Source organism: Microbulbifer bruguierae, assembly GCF_029869925.1.
In the GTDB taxonomy this organism is placed as follows: domain Bacteria; phylum Pseudomonadota; class Gammaproteobacteria; order Pseudomonadales; family Cellvibrionaceae; genus Microbulbifer; species Microbulbifer bruguierae.
The window spans coordinates 2,870,290-2,883,996 of the sequence record NZ_CP118605.1; the positions used below are offsets into that span (position 1 = coordinate 2,870,290).

Consider the following 13,707-nt stretch of genomic DNA (forward strand, 5'->3'; position numbering starts at 1 on the left):
GGGCCGCAGTGTGAGCCCTTCTATCGCCCTACCGCACTCCCTTCGCGACGGGTATCCGCACCGCCGTGCAACTGGCCGTCAATCAGGGCAATGGCGTGCAGGCCGCTGTTCAGTTCCTTGCTGATCACCTCATGTCCCATGCGCTCCAGTTTTTTCTGTTCCCACCAGGACAGCGCGTCGGGCTCCACTTCAACCTTGTAACCAATGGCGGTGATATTGCCCGCGTGGATGGCTTCAGCAATGGGCATGTCTTTGGCCAAGTGATAAAGAATGGTGCGCGCGGTGTAGTCGATGATGCGCGAGCCACCGGGTGAGCCGACCACCAGTCGTGGAGTGCCCTCGGGATTGAACACGATGGTGGGGGACATGGAGGAGCGTGGGCGTTTACCGGGTTGAATGCGGTTGGCCACGAGCTTCTTGTCACCGGTGCGCGGTACGAAGGAGAAATCGGTGAGCTGGTTGTTGAGGATGAAACCCTTCACCAGCAGGCGCGAGCCGAACCCGGTTTCGATACTGGTGGTCATGCTTACCGCGTTGCCGTAGCGGTCGACGATGGACATATGGCTGGTGTTGGGCATTTCCGGCGAGCTGGCGGTCTGGCGGTTTTCCGAAAACGCGGTGGGGTTACCGGCAACCGCTGGCGTGGCCTTGCTGAGGGAAATCAGTGCGGCTCTTTCCGCAAGATATTCGGGATCCACCAGCCCTTGATAAGGCACCGCGACAAAATCGCCGTCGGCGGAATAGGTATTGCGGTCTGCGAAAGCGAGTTCCGAGGCCTCGGCAAACAGGTGTGTGAGTTCCGCGGAACCCACCGCGTAATCTTCCAGCGGGAAGTGCTGAAGTATACCGAGAATGGCGCCCACTGTGGTGCCACCGGACGAGGGGCCACCAGCGCCGCACACCGAATAGACCAGGAATTTGCCACACACCGGTTCGCGTAGCTTGGCGGTGTACGCGGCCATGTCCTCGAGCGTCATCACGCCGGGGTTTTCCGGGTCGTTGCGCACGGCGGTGACAATGGCCTCGGCGATTTCTCCCTGGTAAAAGGGTTGTGTGCCCTTTTCTGCCAACAGTTTCAGTGTTGCGGCATATTCCGGATTTTTCAGCAGATGGCCGACTGGCAGTGGCTTGCCGTCCTCACCGAACAGGTAATCGCGAATGGCCGGGCGCACGGCAACCCGCGGCATACGCAGCGCCAGTTGATACAGGCGAGGGGAAATGGCAAAGCCCTGCTCTGCCAGTTGGATCGCGGGCTGGAAAAGATCTTTCCAGGGCAGTTTGCCATCGCGCTGGTGCGCCATCTCCAGCATGCGCATTGCGCCGGGCACACCCACCGAATAGCCCCCGATCACCGCCTCGATAAAGCCGCGGGGTTTGCCGTCGCGCATGAAATAGTCTTCATTCACCGCCATGGGCGCGGTTTCGCGGCCGTCGTAGGAGTAGAGTTTTTTGTGATCGGCGCGGTAGTTCAGCAGGAAGGCGCCGCCGCCGATACCGGAAGACTGGGGTTCCACCAGCCCCAATACCAGTTGCGCGGCAATCGCGGCATCTACGGCAGTGCCGCCTTTGGCGAGCATGGTTTCAGCTGCCGCAGACGCGTGGGGATTGGCGGTGACGGCCATATAGCTTTTGGCCGTTGCGGATTTGATTTCCGTGCGCCCGGTGGCGACTTCCGGCTGTACTTCGCTTTGCGGTGCTGCCCCTGCTGTCGCAGCGATTAAAGCGGCAGAAAGGGATAGGGCTCGGGAAAAGACGCGGGAAAGGGTCAGAAATCTGTTCACTGGGCGATCCGGCTTGGTGGAGATCGCCCGAGTGTATCAGACCTGATGCAGGGAGGCTCAGGGCGCCTGGCGGTTGAATTTTTCCTGCAGCGCCTTTTGTACGCAGGGGGGGACAAACTTGGTGACGTCGCCACCCAGTGAGGCGATTTCCCGCACCAGTGATGAGGAAATGTAGGAGAGGTGCTCCGCCGGGGTCAGGAACAGGCTTTCCATCTGCGGCGCCAGCTGGCGGTTCATATTGGCGAGCTGGAATTCGTACTCGAAGTCGGAAACTGCGCGCAGGCCCCGCACGACACCATAGGCATCCAGTTGCCGCACCAGGTCCGCGAGCAGGATATCGAAACCGATCACCTCGATATTCTTCAGGTGCGACAGTTCCTGTTGCGCCAGTTCCACCCGCTCTTCCATGGTAAACAGAGGGTTTTTACGGGTGCTTGCGGCTACGGCGACCACTACATGATCGAACAGACGACAGGCCCGTTCCACCAGATCCATATGACCGTTGGTGATGGGGTCGAAGGTACCCGGGTAAACCACTTTTTTCATATGCCAAATCGCCTTGCGGGCCAGAGGGGACGCGCATCTTAAACAATTTAGCTCCCGCGCTCAAAAAATCGCGAAAAAAGCCGCGAGACAGCGCTGAATAGAAGCAACTTCGAAAGCAAGTCGCTGAATTTCCCGGCCCATATCAGAGGGAAGACATCAGGCTGAAAACAGCCGCATACAGACCTGTCCGGCCCGTTTTTCCTTGACCAGCTGCCAGCTCGCGGGCGCAGTCACCGCGGTGTCTCGCGGGGATTCCACATACACCAGGGTGTTTTCCCCGATCCGCCCGGAATTCACCAGTGCGTCCAGGGTTGTCTGCCAAAGGTCGCCGGCAAAGGGTGGGTCGATAAAGACTACATCACAGGGCGGGCCGGGCTGGCTGAGGAACACTTGGGCGGGGCAGTTGTGCACGCGGCCGCCTTCCGCCTGCAACAGATCCAGCTGCTGGCGCAGCATCTGCGCTGTATTCCGGTCGAGTTCGACAAAGTCCACTTCGCCAGCGCCGCGACTCAGCGCTTCCAGGCCGAGGGCGCCGGAGCCGGCAAACAGGTCCAGGCAGCGGGCATTGGGCAGGTCGAACTGCAGCCAGTTAAACAGGGTTTCGCGCAGCCGGTCACCGGTGGGGCGCAGGCCTTCGACCGGGGCAAAGGCCACTTTGCGCCCGCGCCAGCGCCCGCCAATGATACGCAACTGGGGCGGAGCTGCGGTGCGGGGGCTATTGCCAGCACGAGGTTCGCTGCCGGCATTGGATTTGCGGTTTCTCGGCGGGTGTTTGGACAAAAGAGGCTCGCTGGAGACGATTAGTGGTGGCGGGCGGACTGTATATACTTCAGCCAAACCGGGTTGAGAGGTGCTAAGATTAGCGCCTTTCTGCCACCGGTCGCCAGTCGGCGGCCATCAGTCATTGAATCCCTGTCACAGAATCCGCACCACGATGATTTTTGATTTTCTGCGCAAGAAAAAGCCCGAAGCCGAAGAGGCTCCGGAACAGACGGTTGAACATCCGCTGGCCGAAGAATCGGAACTGATTATTCCCGACAACCTGCGCGCGGAACCGGAGCAGCAAGTAGCCGAGCCGGCAGTGGAGCCGGTGCCAGCCGAGGACAGCGCCGCCGAGGCCGCGGTACCAGAAGAGAAACTGTCTGCGGAAGAAGCCCCGGAAGCGGCCTTCGATCCTGTCGCGGAAGTGGCCTCTGCAAGCGCGCCGGAAGTTGCGGCACCGAAACAGCCGGTCACCCAGGAAAAGCCGCGCAAGGAAGGCTTTTTCGCCCGTATCCGCCGCGGTCTGGCGCGCACCAGCAGTCAGTTTGCCGAAGGCATGGGCAATCTGTTCCTGGGTGCCAAGGAGATCGATGAAGATCTGATGGAGGAGCTGGAAACCCAGCTGCTGATGGCGGACGTGGGTGTCGACGCCACCACGGAAATTATCGACCGCCTGACCGAGCGCGTCTCCCGCCGCGAACTTTCCAACGGTGAGGCCCTGTACAACGCGCTGCAGGAAGAACTGGCGGGCTTGCTGGACAAGGTCGAAGTGCCGCTGGCGGTGGATGCGGCAAAACAGCCGTTTGTCATCCTGGTGGTTGGCGTCAACGGCGTCGGCAAGACCACCACTATCGGCAAGCTGGCGCACCGCTACCTGAACGAGGGCAAATCGGTGATGCTGGCGGCTGGCGATACCTTTCGCGCGGCGGCGGTGGAGCAGTTGCAGGTTTGGGGCGAGCGCCACGATGTGCCGGTGGTGGCGCAGCACACCGGTGCCGACAGTGCGTCGGTGATCTTCGATGCGATACAGTCTGCCAAGTCCCGCGGAGTCGATGTGGTGATCGCGGATACCGCCGGTCGCCTGCACACCAAGTCCAACCTGATGGAGGAACTGGCCAAGGTGCGCCGGGTAATGGGCAAGCTGGATGAAACTGCACCCCACGAAGTGCTGCTGGTGCTGGATGCGGGCACGGGCCAGAACGCAATCAGCCAGGCGGACCAGTTCAGGGCTGCTGCCGGGGTCACCGGCCTGGTGCTGACCAAACTGGATGGCACCGCCAAGGGCGGGGTGATTTTCGCGCTGGCACAGAAGCTGGGGATTCCGGTACGCTTTATCGGTGTGGGGGAGCAGGCGGAAGATTTGCAGCCGTTTGTGGCGAAGGATTTTGTCGCGGCGCTGTTTAACCGCGCTCAGAGCTGATTAACCGGGCTCAGAGCTGATTAACCGGGCTTAGGGTTGCCATGCCCCCCAGAGCCGGATGCTTCGAGGAACATGAGTGGCGGTACTGCTACCGGGTACGGCCTTGTGAGACACGCCGTGAACCCTTCCATGGGGGCTCTGCACCGCCATCCATGGCGGTGAAGGTCTCACAAGGCCGTACCCAATATCAGCACCTTCGCAGTAAGCTCAAAGTCGCGAATCGGCACTCGTTGAATTGCTGTATTTAAAGAACAACAAAAACGCGCCAATGATCCAGTTCGATAACGTCAATAAACGCTACGAGTCCGGCCAGGATGCGCTTGGCCGTGTCAGCCTGGAAATCGGGCGCGCGGAAATGGTATTTCTCACCGGCCACTCCGGTGCCGGCAAAAGTACCCTGCTGAAACTGCTGACCGCCATCGAGCGCCCCACCCGCGGCAGCATCATCGTCAGCGGCCAGAACCTGAACCGGCTGCGCAATAGCCAGATTCCCTATTACCGCCGCAATCTCGGCATCGTATTCCAGAACCACCAGTTGCTGTTTGATCGCAGTGTGTTCGACAACGTCGCCCTGCCCCTGTCTGTTTCCGGTTGCAGCAAGCGCGAAGTGGGCCGGCGGGTGCGCGCGGCGCTCGATAAGGTGGGCCTGCTACACAAGGAAAACCAGAATCCCATCGTGCTCTCCGGTGGCGAGCAGCAGCGGGTGGGCATCGCCCGCGCGGTGGTGAACAAGCCGGCGCTGCTGGTGGCGGATGAGCCCACCGGCAACCTGGATCCCAAGCTATCAGAAGAAATTATGGAGCTGTTTCGGCAGTTCAATGCCGTCGGTACCACAGTACTGATCGCCAGCCACGACCTCGAACTGATCGCGCGCATGCGCCAGCGGGTGCTGACCCTGCACGCGGGGCAACTGATCTATGACGGATACCCGAGCCGTGAACCAGCGTATTAAGCCCGCCTCAAGATTGTCCAATTCCCCGGCGGTGGAGCGCCCGCGCACCACCGGTGCAGTCACCGCGCGCACCAGTGGCGGCGACCGCCTGCGGAGCTGGCTGGGGCACCACCGGGAAATGTGGCGCGAATGCTGGGTGCGTTTTTTCGCCTCGCCCATGTCCAGCGGTATGACCGCGCTGGTGATCGCCATCGCCCTCGCCCTGCCCGCGGCACTGCAGCTGGGGCTCACCAACTTCCAGCGCGCGGTGGCGGGCTGGGACGGGCAGCCGCAGATTTCCGTGTTCCTGCAAAAGCGCGCCAAAGAGGCGGTGGTTGCCGATTGGGCCGAGGACCTGCGTGCGGATCCGTTGGTGGCGGCAGTGACTTACATTTCTCCCGAGCAGGCGCTGGCGGAGTTTCAGCAGGCGTCTGGACTGGGAGACGCCCTTGCCGGTATGGAAAACAACCCGCTGCCGGCAGTATTGCTGGTGCGTTCAGCCGGTTCTGACAATAGCGATCTGGAGGCACTGGCGGAACGCTTGCGCGCCAGTGCGCTGACAGACTCGGTAGTGTTGGATATGGCCTGGGTGCAGCGGCTGGCACAGCTTACGGCGCTGGGGCGACGCATGAGTCTTGGGCTGGCCTTTTTGCTGGCGCTGGGAGTATTGCTGGTGGTAGTGAATAGTATCCGCCTGCATATCGAGAACCGCCGGGAGGAGATTCTGGTCGTCAAACTGGTGGGCGGTACCGATGCCTTCGTGCGCCGGCCATTTCTGTATACCGGGCTCTGCTACGGCCTGGTTGGTGGTTTGATTGCCTGGCTGCTGGTGAGTGTCGGGGTGTGGTTGCTGGCGGGACCAGTGAGCGGCTTGGCAAATCTCTATGGCAGCGGCTTCAGGCTCGATGGCCCGGGGGTCACCTATCTGTTCGGACTCGCCGGTGGCGCCGCGCTATTGGGCCTGACCGGCGCCTGGCTGGCCGTGGCCCGCCACATCTCCGCGATCCAGCCGCGCTAGTTTCCGTCGGCCAGGGTGCCAAATTTGGCGGGCGACCAGCCAGTCAATCAAGATTTGTAAAGCCGTTCTCCGCCGCGGAACTTCCCCTGTGGATAACTGCTCTAACCAACCGCAAACCAAGGCCTGGCGCGGTGTGCCAGCCCGTGAGATACGGGGTTCCATTTCCCGTTGCGGGTGCTACACTGTGGCCGACTTTGCACTTTCGGTGCCGCTCAAAAGCTGAACAGCTCAGGGCCGGAGGGAGCAAGCCGCCGCAAACTACTGGTCCCGGTAAGATTTAGTCCGGGCAGCAAGTGCCAAGCGGGGCAACAGAGAGTTATTAGGAGGATCCTGGATGGGAACCAGTCTACAGCCGATTCATACACTGTCTCCGGGCGCTAATCTGAACGCCTACATTCAGACAGTCAGCGGTTTCGAGGTGCTGTCCGCCGAGGAAGAGAAGAAACTCGCGGAAGACCTGTACTATCACGAAGACCTGGACGCTGCCCGTCAGCTGGTCATGTCTCACCTGCGCTTTGTCGTGCATATCGCCAAGTCGTACTCCGGTTACGGCCTGAACCAGGGCGACCTGATTCAGGAAGGTAACGTGGGGCTGATGAAAGCGGTGAAGCGCTTTAACCCTGAAAAGGGTGTTCGCCTGGTGTCCTTTGCGGTGCACTGGATCAAGGCGGAGATTCACGAATTTATCCTGCGCAACTGGCGCATCGTAAAAATTGCCACCACCAAGGCCCAGCGCAAGCTGTTCTTCAATCTGCGCGGGCAGAAGAAGAAGCTGGCGTGGCTGAGCAATGATGAAGCCAAGCGCGTAGCGGAAGAGTTGAACGTGGACGTTGCCCACGTGCACGAGATGGAGGGGCGTCTGGCGGCCCACGATGCGGCATTTGATGCCGGCGTGGACGACGACGAAGACACCGCATGGCAGGCCCCGGCGCACTACCTGGAAGACCGTCGTTACGACCCGGCGACCATGCTGGAAAACGACAACTGGCAGGAAACCAGCGTAAACAGCCTGACCGCCGCGATGGAGCAGCTGGACGATCGCAGCCGCGACATCATCGAGGCGCGCTGGCTGAGCGAGTCCAAAGCGACTCTGCACGAGCTGGCCGACAAATACGGCGTCTCCGCTGAGCGAATCCGCCAGCTTGAGAAAAACGCCATGAAAAAAGTCCGGGTGGCGATGGAGGCCTGACAGCCTTCTCACTGACCGGATTCAAGAACCGCGCTACTGGCGCGGTTTTTTCGTATCTGGTGGTCCGTGGTATTGCTTTGAAGCCGGTTGGATGGCGGTGAGGCACCGGGTATCTATTTTCGGAACCAGGCTAGGCGCCCCCCTTAAACCCATCCCTGGGCGTTGCGGCGCAAACTTCCTGTTTGCGACGCTTCTGAAAACCCGCACCCAGCGCTCCCCCTTCGCAATGAACCGGATTACTTCGTAAGCCAGTTAGAAAGGAATGAATATGGCTAAATTGTATTTGCTGCTTGCCGCTTTTTTTGGCGGTACCGGAGTTGTTCTCGGAGCGTTTGGTGCTCATGGCTTGCGTGACAAAGTCGCGGAGAACCTTCTGGAAGCCTATAAAACCGGTGTGCACTACCAGATGGTCCACGCCCTGGCCCTGATCGCCGTGGCTGTATTGATTCATCAGATCGGCGCAAAAACCTCGCTGATTGTAAGTGGTGCCCTGTTTGCTATCGGCATCCTGTTTTTCTCCGGCAGCCTGTACGGTCTGACCTTCGGCGGACCAAGAATCCTGGGTCCCATCACCCCGCTGGGTGGCACCCTGCTGATCGGCGGATGGATAGCGCTGTTTATCGCCGCACTGAATTACGGAAAATAACCGCCAACCGAAGGCGGTAAGAGCACAGAAATTTGAATTGAAGGCCGAGTGCCGGGGATGGGGTTTCAGAAGCGTCGGCGACAGGACGTCGCCGCCGCAGCGCCCAGGGATGGGTTGAAGGGGGGCGCCTAGCCCGGTTCTGAAACCCCATACCCGGTGCTGGGCCGCCCCACCACCAGCTACGGAGCACCCAAAAAGCTACGAAGCTCAGAGGTAAAGAATGCAAGAAGAACCCAACAACGAACCAGGTAACGAGGAAGAAGACTTCCCCTACCGCACCGAATTCAAAAAGAAATCCATCCGCAGCTACGTCATTCGTGGCGGTCGAATGACCGAAGGCCAGCGCAAGGCTTTCGATACCTACTGGGGTCCGTTTGGCCTGTCGCTCTACGACGGCGGTATCGACCCGAAAGAAATCTTCGGACGTGACGCGCCGGTGGTGCTGGAAATCGGTTTTGGCATGGGCGACTCCCTGCTGGAAATGACCGAAGCCGAAGCCGACAAAGACTTTATCGGCATCGAGGTGCATCCGCCTGGCGTTGGCCGGCTGATCAACAACGCTGGCAAGGCTGAAGTCAAAAACCTGCGCGTCTATATGGCCGACGCCATCGACGTGTTGAATGACTGTATCCCCGATGCCAGCCTGGATCGCTTCCAGCTGTACTTCCCCGATCCGTGGCACAAAAAAAAGCACAACAAGCGCCGTATTGTGCAGCCGGAATTTGTAAAGCTGCTGTGCAGTAAATTGAAACCCGGTGGTCTTATGCACATGGCCACTGACTGGGAAAATTACGCGGAGCAGATGCTCGAAGTACTGGAAGCTGAAGAGTTGTTGGAAAACACCGCTGGCAAAGGCCATTACGCCCCGCGTCCGGAATTCCGTCCACAGACCAAGTTCGAGCGCCGCGGCGAGCGCCTCGGCCACGGTGTCTGGGATCTTCTGTACCGGAAAAAATAAGCCGACGTTTCGGCTGCTGCCAGCGGGCCGGGGCGCCGGGCCCGCTGTGCTATCTTCAGACTACCGGTAAACGGATGCTCCGGAGTCACAATGACAAAAAAACCAACTGCGCTGCCAAAGCGCCTGTTGAGCAGCGTCATATTGCTGCTCAGCAGTCACGCCCTTGCCGATCGCGAGGGCACCCTCACCCTGTATCTCAATGGCGGCCAGTACTGGTTTGACGACGCGCGTCTCGACGGTACCCCTTATGTTGGCCTGGAGCTCGAAGACAACGCCGGTGGCGGTATCGGCTTTGGCTACAACATTACCGATCGCTGGGCCATGGAGGGCGTGTACGATTACTTCAGCGTCAATATAAAAGACACCGACCTGGACGTGAACGTACAGAATTACCACCTGGACCTGCTCTACCAGTTTGCCGGCCGCTTCTGTGGCAACTACGACTGGCAGCCCTATGTGGTTGTCGGTGCCGGAGAGTTGCGCATCGATGAGGATTCCTTCGGTTATCCCGATAGCTGGCACCAGCGTCAGACCATGCTCAACTTCGGTGCCGGGATCAAATACCGCCTCGGACCGCGCTGGCAGTTGCGCGGTGATGCGCGGGGCTTCCAGGGTGTGGAAGAAGGTGGTCTGGATGGCTTTGTAAGCCTCGCCATTGGATATCAATGGGGCGCAGATCCGGTGGTCTATGACCGCGATGGCGACGGGGTATTCGGCGAGATAGACGAGTGCCCACAAACGCCTGTGGGTATCGATGTGGATGGGCGCGGTTGCCCCATCGATAGCGATGGCGACGGTATCCCGGATTATCTGGACCAGTGCGCCATGACCCCCATGGGCACACCGGTGAATCAGGACGGCTGTCCGCTGGCCCCCTATGACCCCGCAGACCTCTCCAAATAAGAGCAAGTAGGTTGAGCAAAGTGCAGCGTGCCCAACGCAATCCCGGGGCTATCCGCCCCTGGCTTCCTCCAGCTGTTCGGATATTTCCAACCACTCCATTTCCAGCGCATCCAGGGTTTCGCGGGCCTGCCCCTGCTCCTGGGTCAGGCGGGTAATTTCATCCTGCTGGCCACCGCTGTACAGACTTTCGTCTGCCAAGCGGGATTCCAGAGCGTGTAACGCCTGCTCCGCCTTTGCCATCTTTTGCTCGATGCTTTTCAGCTTGTTGGTGAGCGGCTTCAATTGTTCCCGCAGGGCGGCAGCAGCACGGCGCTGGGCTTTTTTGTCTTCCGCTGATTTATCACCAGTTTGGGTTTCAGCTGATTCCGCCGGGGTTTCCTGACGGCGCTTCTCATCCCGTTTGAAGCTGAGTAACCACTGCTTGTAGTCATCCAGGTCACCGTCATAGGGCTCGGCGCGACCGTCCGCCACCAGGATGAATTCATCGGTGGTATTGGCCAGCAGGTGACGGTCGTGGGAAACCAGAATCATTGCACCGGGGAATTCTGCCAGCGCCAGAGTGAGGGCGTGACGCATCTCCAGATCCAGGTGATTGGTGGGCTCGTCCAGCAACAGCAGGTTTGGCTTTTGCCACGCCAGCAGCGCCAGCGCGACCCGCGCTTTTTCACCGCCGGAAAAACCGCCCACAGGTTCAAACACGCGGTCGCCCACGAATCCGTAACCACCAAGAAAATCCCGCAGCTGTTGCTCGCTGGCATCCGGGGAAAGTCGCTGCAGATGCAGCAGAGGTGAGGCCTTGGCATCCAGCGCTTCCAGCTGGTGCTGGGCGAAATAGCCGATCCGCAGGTGTTCGCCACACTGGCGTTCCCCCGATAGCAGTGGCAGGTCGCCGGCGAGGGTTTTGATCAGGGACGATTTACCGGCCCCGTTGGGGCCCAGCAGGCCGATGCGGCGGCCGGGCTGAACACCGAGCTCCACCCGCGGCATGATGGTTTTTCCGGAATAACCGATCTCCGCCTCACGCAGGTCAATCAGCGGGTTGGAAACCTTGTCCGCACAGGGCAGGCGGAAGCGGAACGGTGAATCCACGTGGGCCGGAGCGATTTCCGCCATGCGATCCAGTGCCTTGAGGCGGCTTTGCGCCTGCTTGGCCTTGGTCGCCTTGGCGCGGAAGCGGCGCACGAAGTCTTCCATATGCGCGCGCTCGGCTTGCTGCTTCTCGTACTGAACCTGCTGTTGCGCCAGGCGTTCAGCACGGGTGCGCTCGAAGGCGGTGTAGTTGCCGCTGTAGAGCACCAGTTCTTGCTGTTCAAAACTGATGATGCCGTCGACCACGGCATCGAGAAAGTCGCGGTCATGGGAGATGATCAGCAGGGTGCCGGGAAATCGCTGGAGCCACTGCTCCAGCCACAGGGTGGCATCCAGATCCAGGTGGTTGGTGGGTTCGTCCAGTAACAGCAGGTCTGCTGGGCACATCAGTGCACGTGCCAGGTTCAGGCGGATGCGCCAGCCACCGGAAAAGCTTTTTACCGGGCGCTGTTGGTCTGCGTGAGAAAAGCCGAGACCATCGAGCAGTTGCGCAGCTCGCGCCGGCCCGCTGTAGCCATCGATGGCGGCCATGCGTTCGTGCAGTTCGCCTATACGTTTGCCATCGCTGCCATCTGCTTCTGCCGCCTCCAGCTCGCGCTGTAATTCTCGCAGGCGGTGGTCGCCGTCCAGGGCGTACTCCAGTGCACTGCGATCGCTGGCAGAAACCTCCTGGGCCATGTGTGCGACTTCCCAGCCCCCGGGCACTTCAACCGTACCGGCGTCACTGTCCTGCTGTTTCAGCAACAATTTGAACAGGGTGGACTTGCCGCAGCCATTGGCACCGATGACGCCGACCTTGTGACCGGGAAAGATGCGACAACTGGCGTTGTGGAGCAGGTCGCGCCCGCCCACCTGCAGCGATACGCCTTGCAGATTAATCAATGGAAACCTCTTTGAATTCGCCCGAATTTGACTAGGCTATCGGCATAAGAAACCGCCGGGATTCTATCGTGACAGCAACCGCATCTCCATCACCGCCCCCCTCGCCGTTACAAAACCCTCTGTGGCACTTCAGCCTGGAATTCTATCGCCAGCCTGAGGTGGCCGATTTTCTACTCGAATGCCAGGACGGCAAGGGCGCAGATGTGTGCCTGCTGCTGTGGGCGAGCTATGTAAGTGCCTGTGGAAGGCAGTTGAGTGAAGAGAGCTGGCGCGTAGCCGATCGCGGTCTGGCGCCGCGCAGAAGGATGATTGTCAGCATGCGCAACCTGCGCCGTTTACTCGGGCGCTTCAACAAACGAGGAGGGCTATACGAATGGTGCAAGCGCTGCGAGATTCGTATGGAACAGCGCCAACTCGCGGCGTTGTGGAAGCTCAATAGTGAGACCTGGCCGGAAACCCGCTCACCCCTGGCTCTGGCGGGACAGCAATACGGCCTGCTACAAAAAGATCAGGCCCGCTGGGCGGGCCTGATTGATAACTACAGCGGTAGCATCCGCAGCGCGACCGGTTCACCGGTCGCCGCCACTTGATGCTCTACGCTCAGTACTTGTGCTTGTGCTCTTCCGGACCGTAGTGCGGATTTTCCTCGCTGGCGAACAGGCTGTTGGGCGGAGTGCTGGGGGTAATGCTTGGCGCTACCGGAGTAACCGCGGCGGGGCTGGATTCCGACACCAGCGGTTGCGGCTCTGAGGTTTTGCCCATGATGGGTTCCGCCGCAGGTGCAGGTTCGGCGGCCGCAGTCTGAGTCGCCGGTTTGCTGCCATTGGTTTTCGCCGGTTTGGCCGCTTTTTTGGCGGGGGCCTTCTTGGCTACCGCTTTCTTGGTCGCCGCTTTTTTTGCGGGTTTGGCTGGTGCCTGGTCCGCGGCCGGTTTAGCTGCGGCCGCTTTTTTCACCGGAGCTTTTTTGGTTGCGGCTTTTTTCGGAGCAGCTTTCTTTGCTACGGGTTTCTTTGCCGCCTTTGCTACTACCTTTTTTGCTGCCGCTTTTTTTGCTGGCGCTTTTGCTTCCGAAGATGTCGCTTTCTTGACGGCCGGTTTCTTGGCGGTCTTGGCTGCGGCTTTTTTCTTCTTCGGCTTGCTGGCTGCCATCACTTTTTTGGCGGTGGCGTCAGCGGCCTTTTTGAGAGTGCCGGCAGTTTTTACGGCCAGATTGGCTGCAGCCTCAGCTACCTTGGCATCGCCAACGGCCTTGGCGGCATCCTTGGCGATTTTTTCAAGCTTGGCGACAGCGGCCTTGGCGGTGTCGATTTTTTTCTTTGCCGAAGTTTTCGCGGCAGGAGTTTTGGCTTTGCCCGCAGCGGTTTTTGCGGTGGCCAGCTTGGCCTTGGCCTGCTTTACCTGGGCCAGGGCTTTGTCGGCATCCTTGCTGGCTTTTTTCAGGGCCTTGTCGGCATCGGCCGCTTCTTTGGCCCGCGCCTTGTCGAGTTGGGTGTTGAGCTTGGCGATCTGGCTTTCCAGATCTGCTACGGATACAGCGGCTTTGCGTTTGGCGGCCATGGGTCGAAATCCTGCGGTTGAAACG

The 13,707-nt window shown here is 60.0% G+C and carries 13 protein-coding genes; 8 read left to right on the forward strand and 5 right to left on the reverse strand.

Annotation, left to right across the window (positions count from 1 at the left end; translation table 11 throughout):
- Window positions 1-20: 20 nt before the first annotated feature.
- The 3 genes from ggt to rsmD form a co-directional block, all read right to left on the reverse strand.
- Complete coding sequence (ggt, locus tag PVT68_RS11970; RefSeq protein ID WP_280318348.1) at window positions 21-1,781, reverse strand: gamma-glutamyltransferase; 1,761 nt, start codon at window positions 1,779-1,781, stop codon at window positions 21-23.
- 57 nt (window positions 1,782-1,838) lie between these two features.
- Window positions 1,839-2,327, reverse strand: a complete 489-nt coding sequence (gene coaD, locus PVT68_RS11975) for a pantetheine-phosphate adenylyltransferase (RefSeq protein WP_280318349.1) — start codon at window positions 2,325-2,327, stop codon at window positions 1,839-1,841.
- Between the two features lie 156 nt (window positions 2,328-2,483).
- Window positions 2,484-3,107 (reverse strand): 16S rRNA (guanine(966)-N(2))-methyltransferase RsmD, encoded by a 624-nt coding sequence (rsmD, locus tag PVT68_RS11980; RefSeq protein WP_407666094.1) that lies wholly within the window; start codon window positions 3,105-3,107, stop codon window positions 2,484-2,486.
- Window positions 3,108-3,261: 154 nt separating this feature from the next.
- On the opposite strand from rsmD, the gene ftsY reads away from it, so the two are divergent.
- The 7 genes from ftsY to PVT68_RS12015 all read left to right on the forward strand — a co-directional run bounded on the left by ftsY (window position 3,262) and on the right by PVT68_RS12015 (window position 10,154).
- The gene (ftsY, locus tag PVT68_RS11985) at window positions 3,262-4,509 is read left to right on the forward strand and encodes a signal recognition particle-docking protein FtsY (RefSeq protein WP_280318350.1); all 1,248 of its coding nucleotides are present in this window, start codon (window positions 3,262-3,264) and stop codon (window positions 4,507-4,509) included.
- Between the two features lie 268 nt (window positions 4,510-4,777).
- Window positions 4,778-5,461 (forward strand): cell division ATP-binding protein FtsE, encoded by a 684-nt coding sequence (gene ftsE / locus PVT68_RS11990; RefSeq protein ID WP_280318351.1) that lies wholly within the window; start codon window positions 4,778-4,780, stop codon window positions 5,459-5,461.
- Entirely contained in the window at window positions 5,445-6,458 is a 1,014-nt protein-coding gene (gene ftsX / locus PVT68_RS11995; protein ID WP_280318352.1) for a permease-like cell division protein FtsX, read from the forward strand. Before ftsE ends, ftsX begins: the two co-directional genes overlap by 17 nt.
- Window positions 6,459-6,792: 334 nt before the next feature.
- Window positions 6,793-7,647, forward strand: coding sequence for an RNA polymerase sigma factor RpoH (gene rpoH, locus PVT68_RS12000; RefSeq protein ID WP_280318353.1), 855 nt, complete (start codon window positions 6,793-6,795; stop codon window positions 7,645-7,647).
- A gap of 268 nt (window positions 7,648-7,915) precedes the next feature.
- Window positions 7,916-8,293 carry a DUF423 domain-containing protein gene (locus PVT68_RS12005; protein WP_280318355.1) on the forward strand — a complete coding sequence of 126 codons (378 nt, stop codon included), beginning with the start codon at window positions 7,916-7,918 and terminating at the stop codon, window positions 8,291-8,293.
- Between the two features lie 220 nt (window positions 8,294-8,513).
- Window positions 8,514-9,251, forward strand: a complete 738-nt coding sequence (gene trmB / locus PVT68_RS12010; RefSeq protein ID WP_280318357.1) for a tRNA (guanosine(46)-N7)-methyltransferase TrmB — start codon at window positions 8,514-8,516, stop codon at window positions 9,249-9,251.
- 90 nt (window positions 9,252-9,341) lie between these two features.
- On the forward strand, window positions 9,342-10,154 hold the full coding sequence (locus PVT68_RS12015) for an outer membrane beta-barrel protein (RefSeq protein ID WP_280318358.1): 813 nt from the start codon (window positions 9,342-9,344) through the stop codon (window positions 10,152-10,154).
- 48 nt (window positions 10,155-10,202) lie between these two features.
- Here the strand turns inward: PVT68_RS12015 and PVT68_RS12020 are convergent, their stop codons facing one another.
- Window positions 10,203-12,125, reverse strand: coding sequence for an ATP-binding cassette domain-containing protein (locus PVT68_RS12020; protein WP_280318360.1), 1,923 nt, complete (start codon window positions 12,123-12,125; stop codon window positions 10,203-10,205).
- 68 nt (window positions 12,126-12,193) lie between these two features.
- Here PVT68_RS12020 and PVT68_RS12025 point away from each other — a divergent pair, with 68 nt between their 5' ends.
- A complete protein-coding gene (locus PVT68_RS12025) occupies window positions 12,194-12,715 on the forward strand; it encodes a TIGR02444 family protein (RefSeq protein WP_280318362.1) in 522 nt (173 codons plus the stop codon).
- 10 nt (window positions 12,716-12,725) lie between these two features.
- Here the strand turns inward: PVT68_RS12025 and PVT68_RS12030 are convergent, their stop codons facing one another.
- Complete coding sequence (locus tag PVT68_RS12030) at window positions 12,726-13,682, reverse strand: histidine kinase (RefSeq protein WP_280318364.1); 957 nt, start codon at window positions 13,680-13,682, stop codon at window positions 12,726-12,728.
- Between the last annotated feature and the right edge of the window lie 25 nt (window positions 13,683-13,707).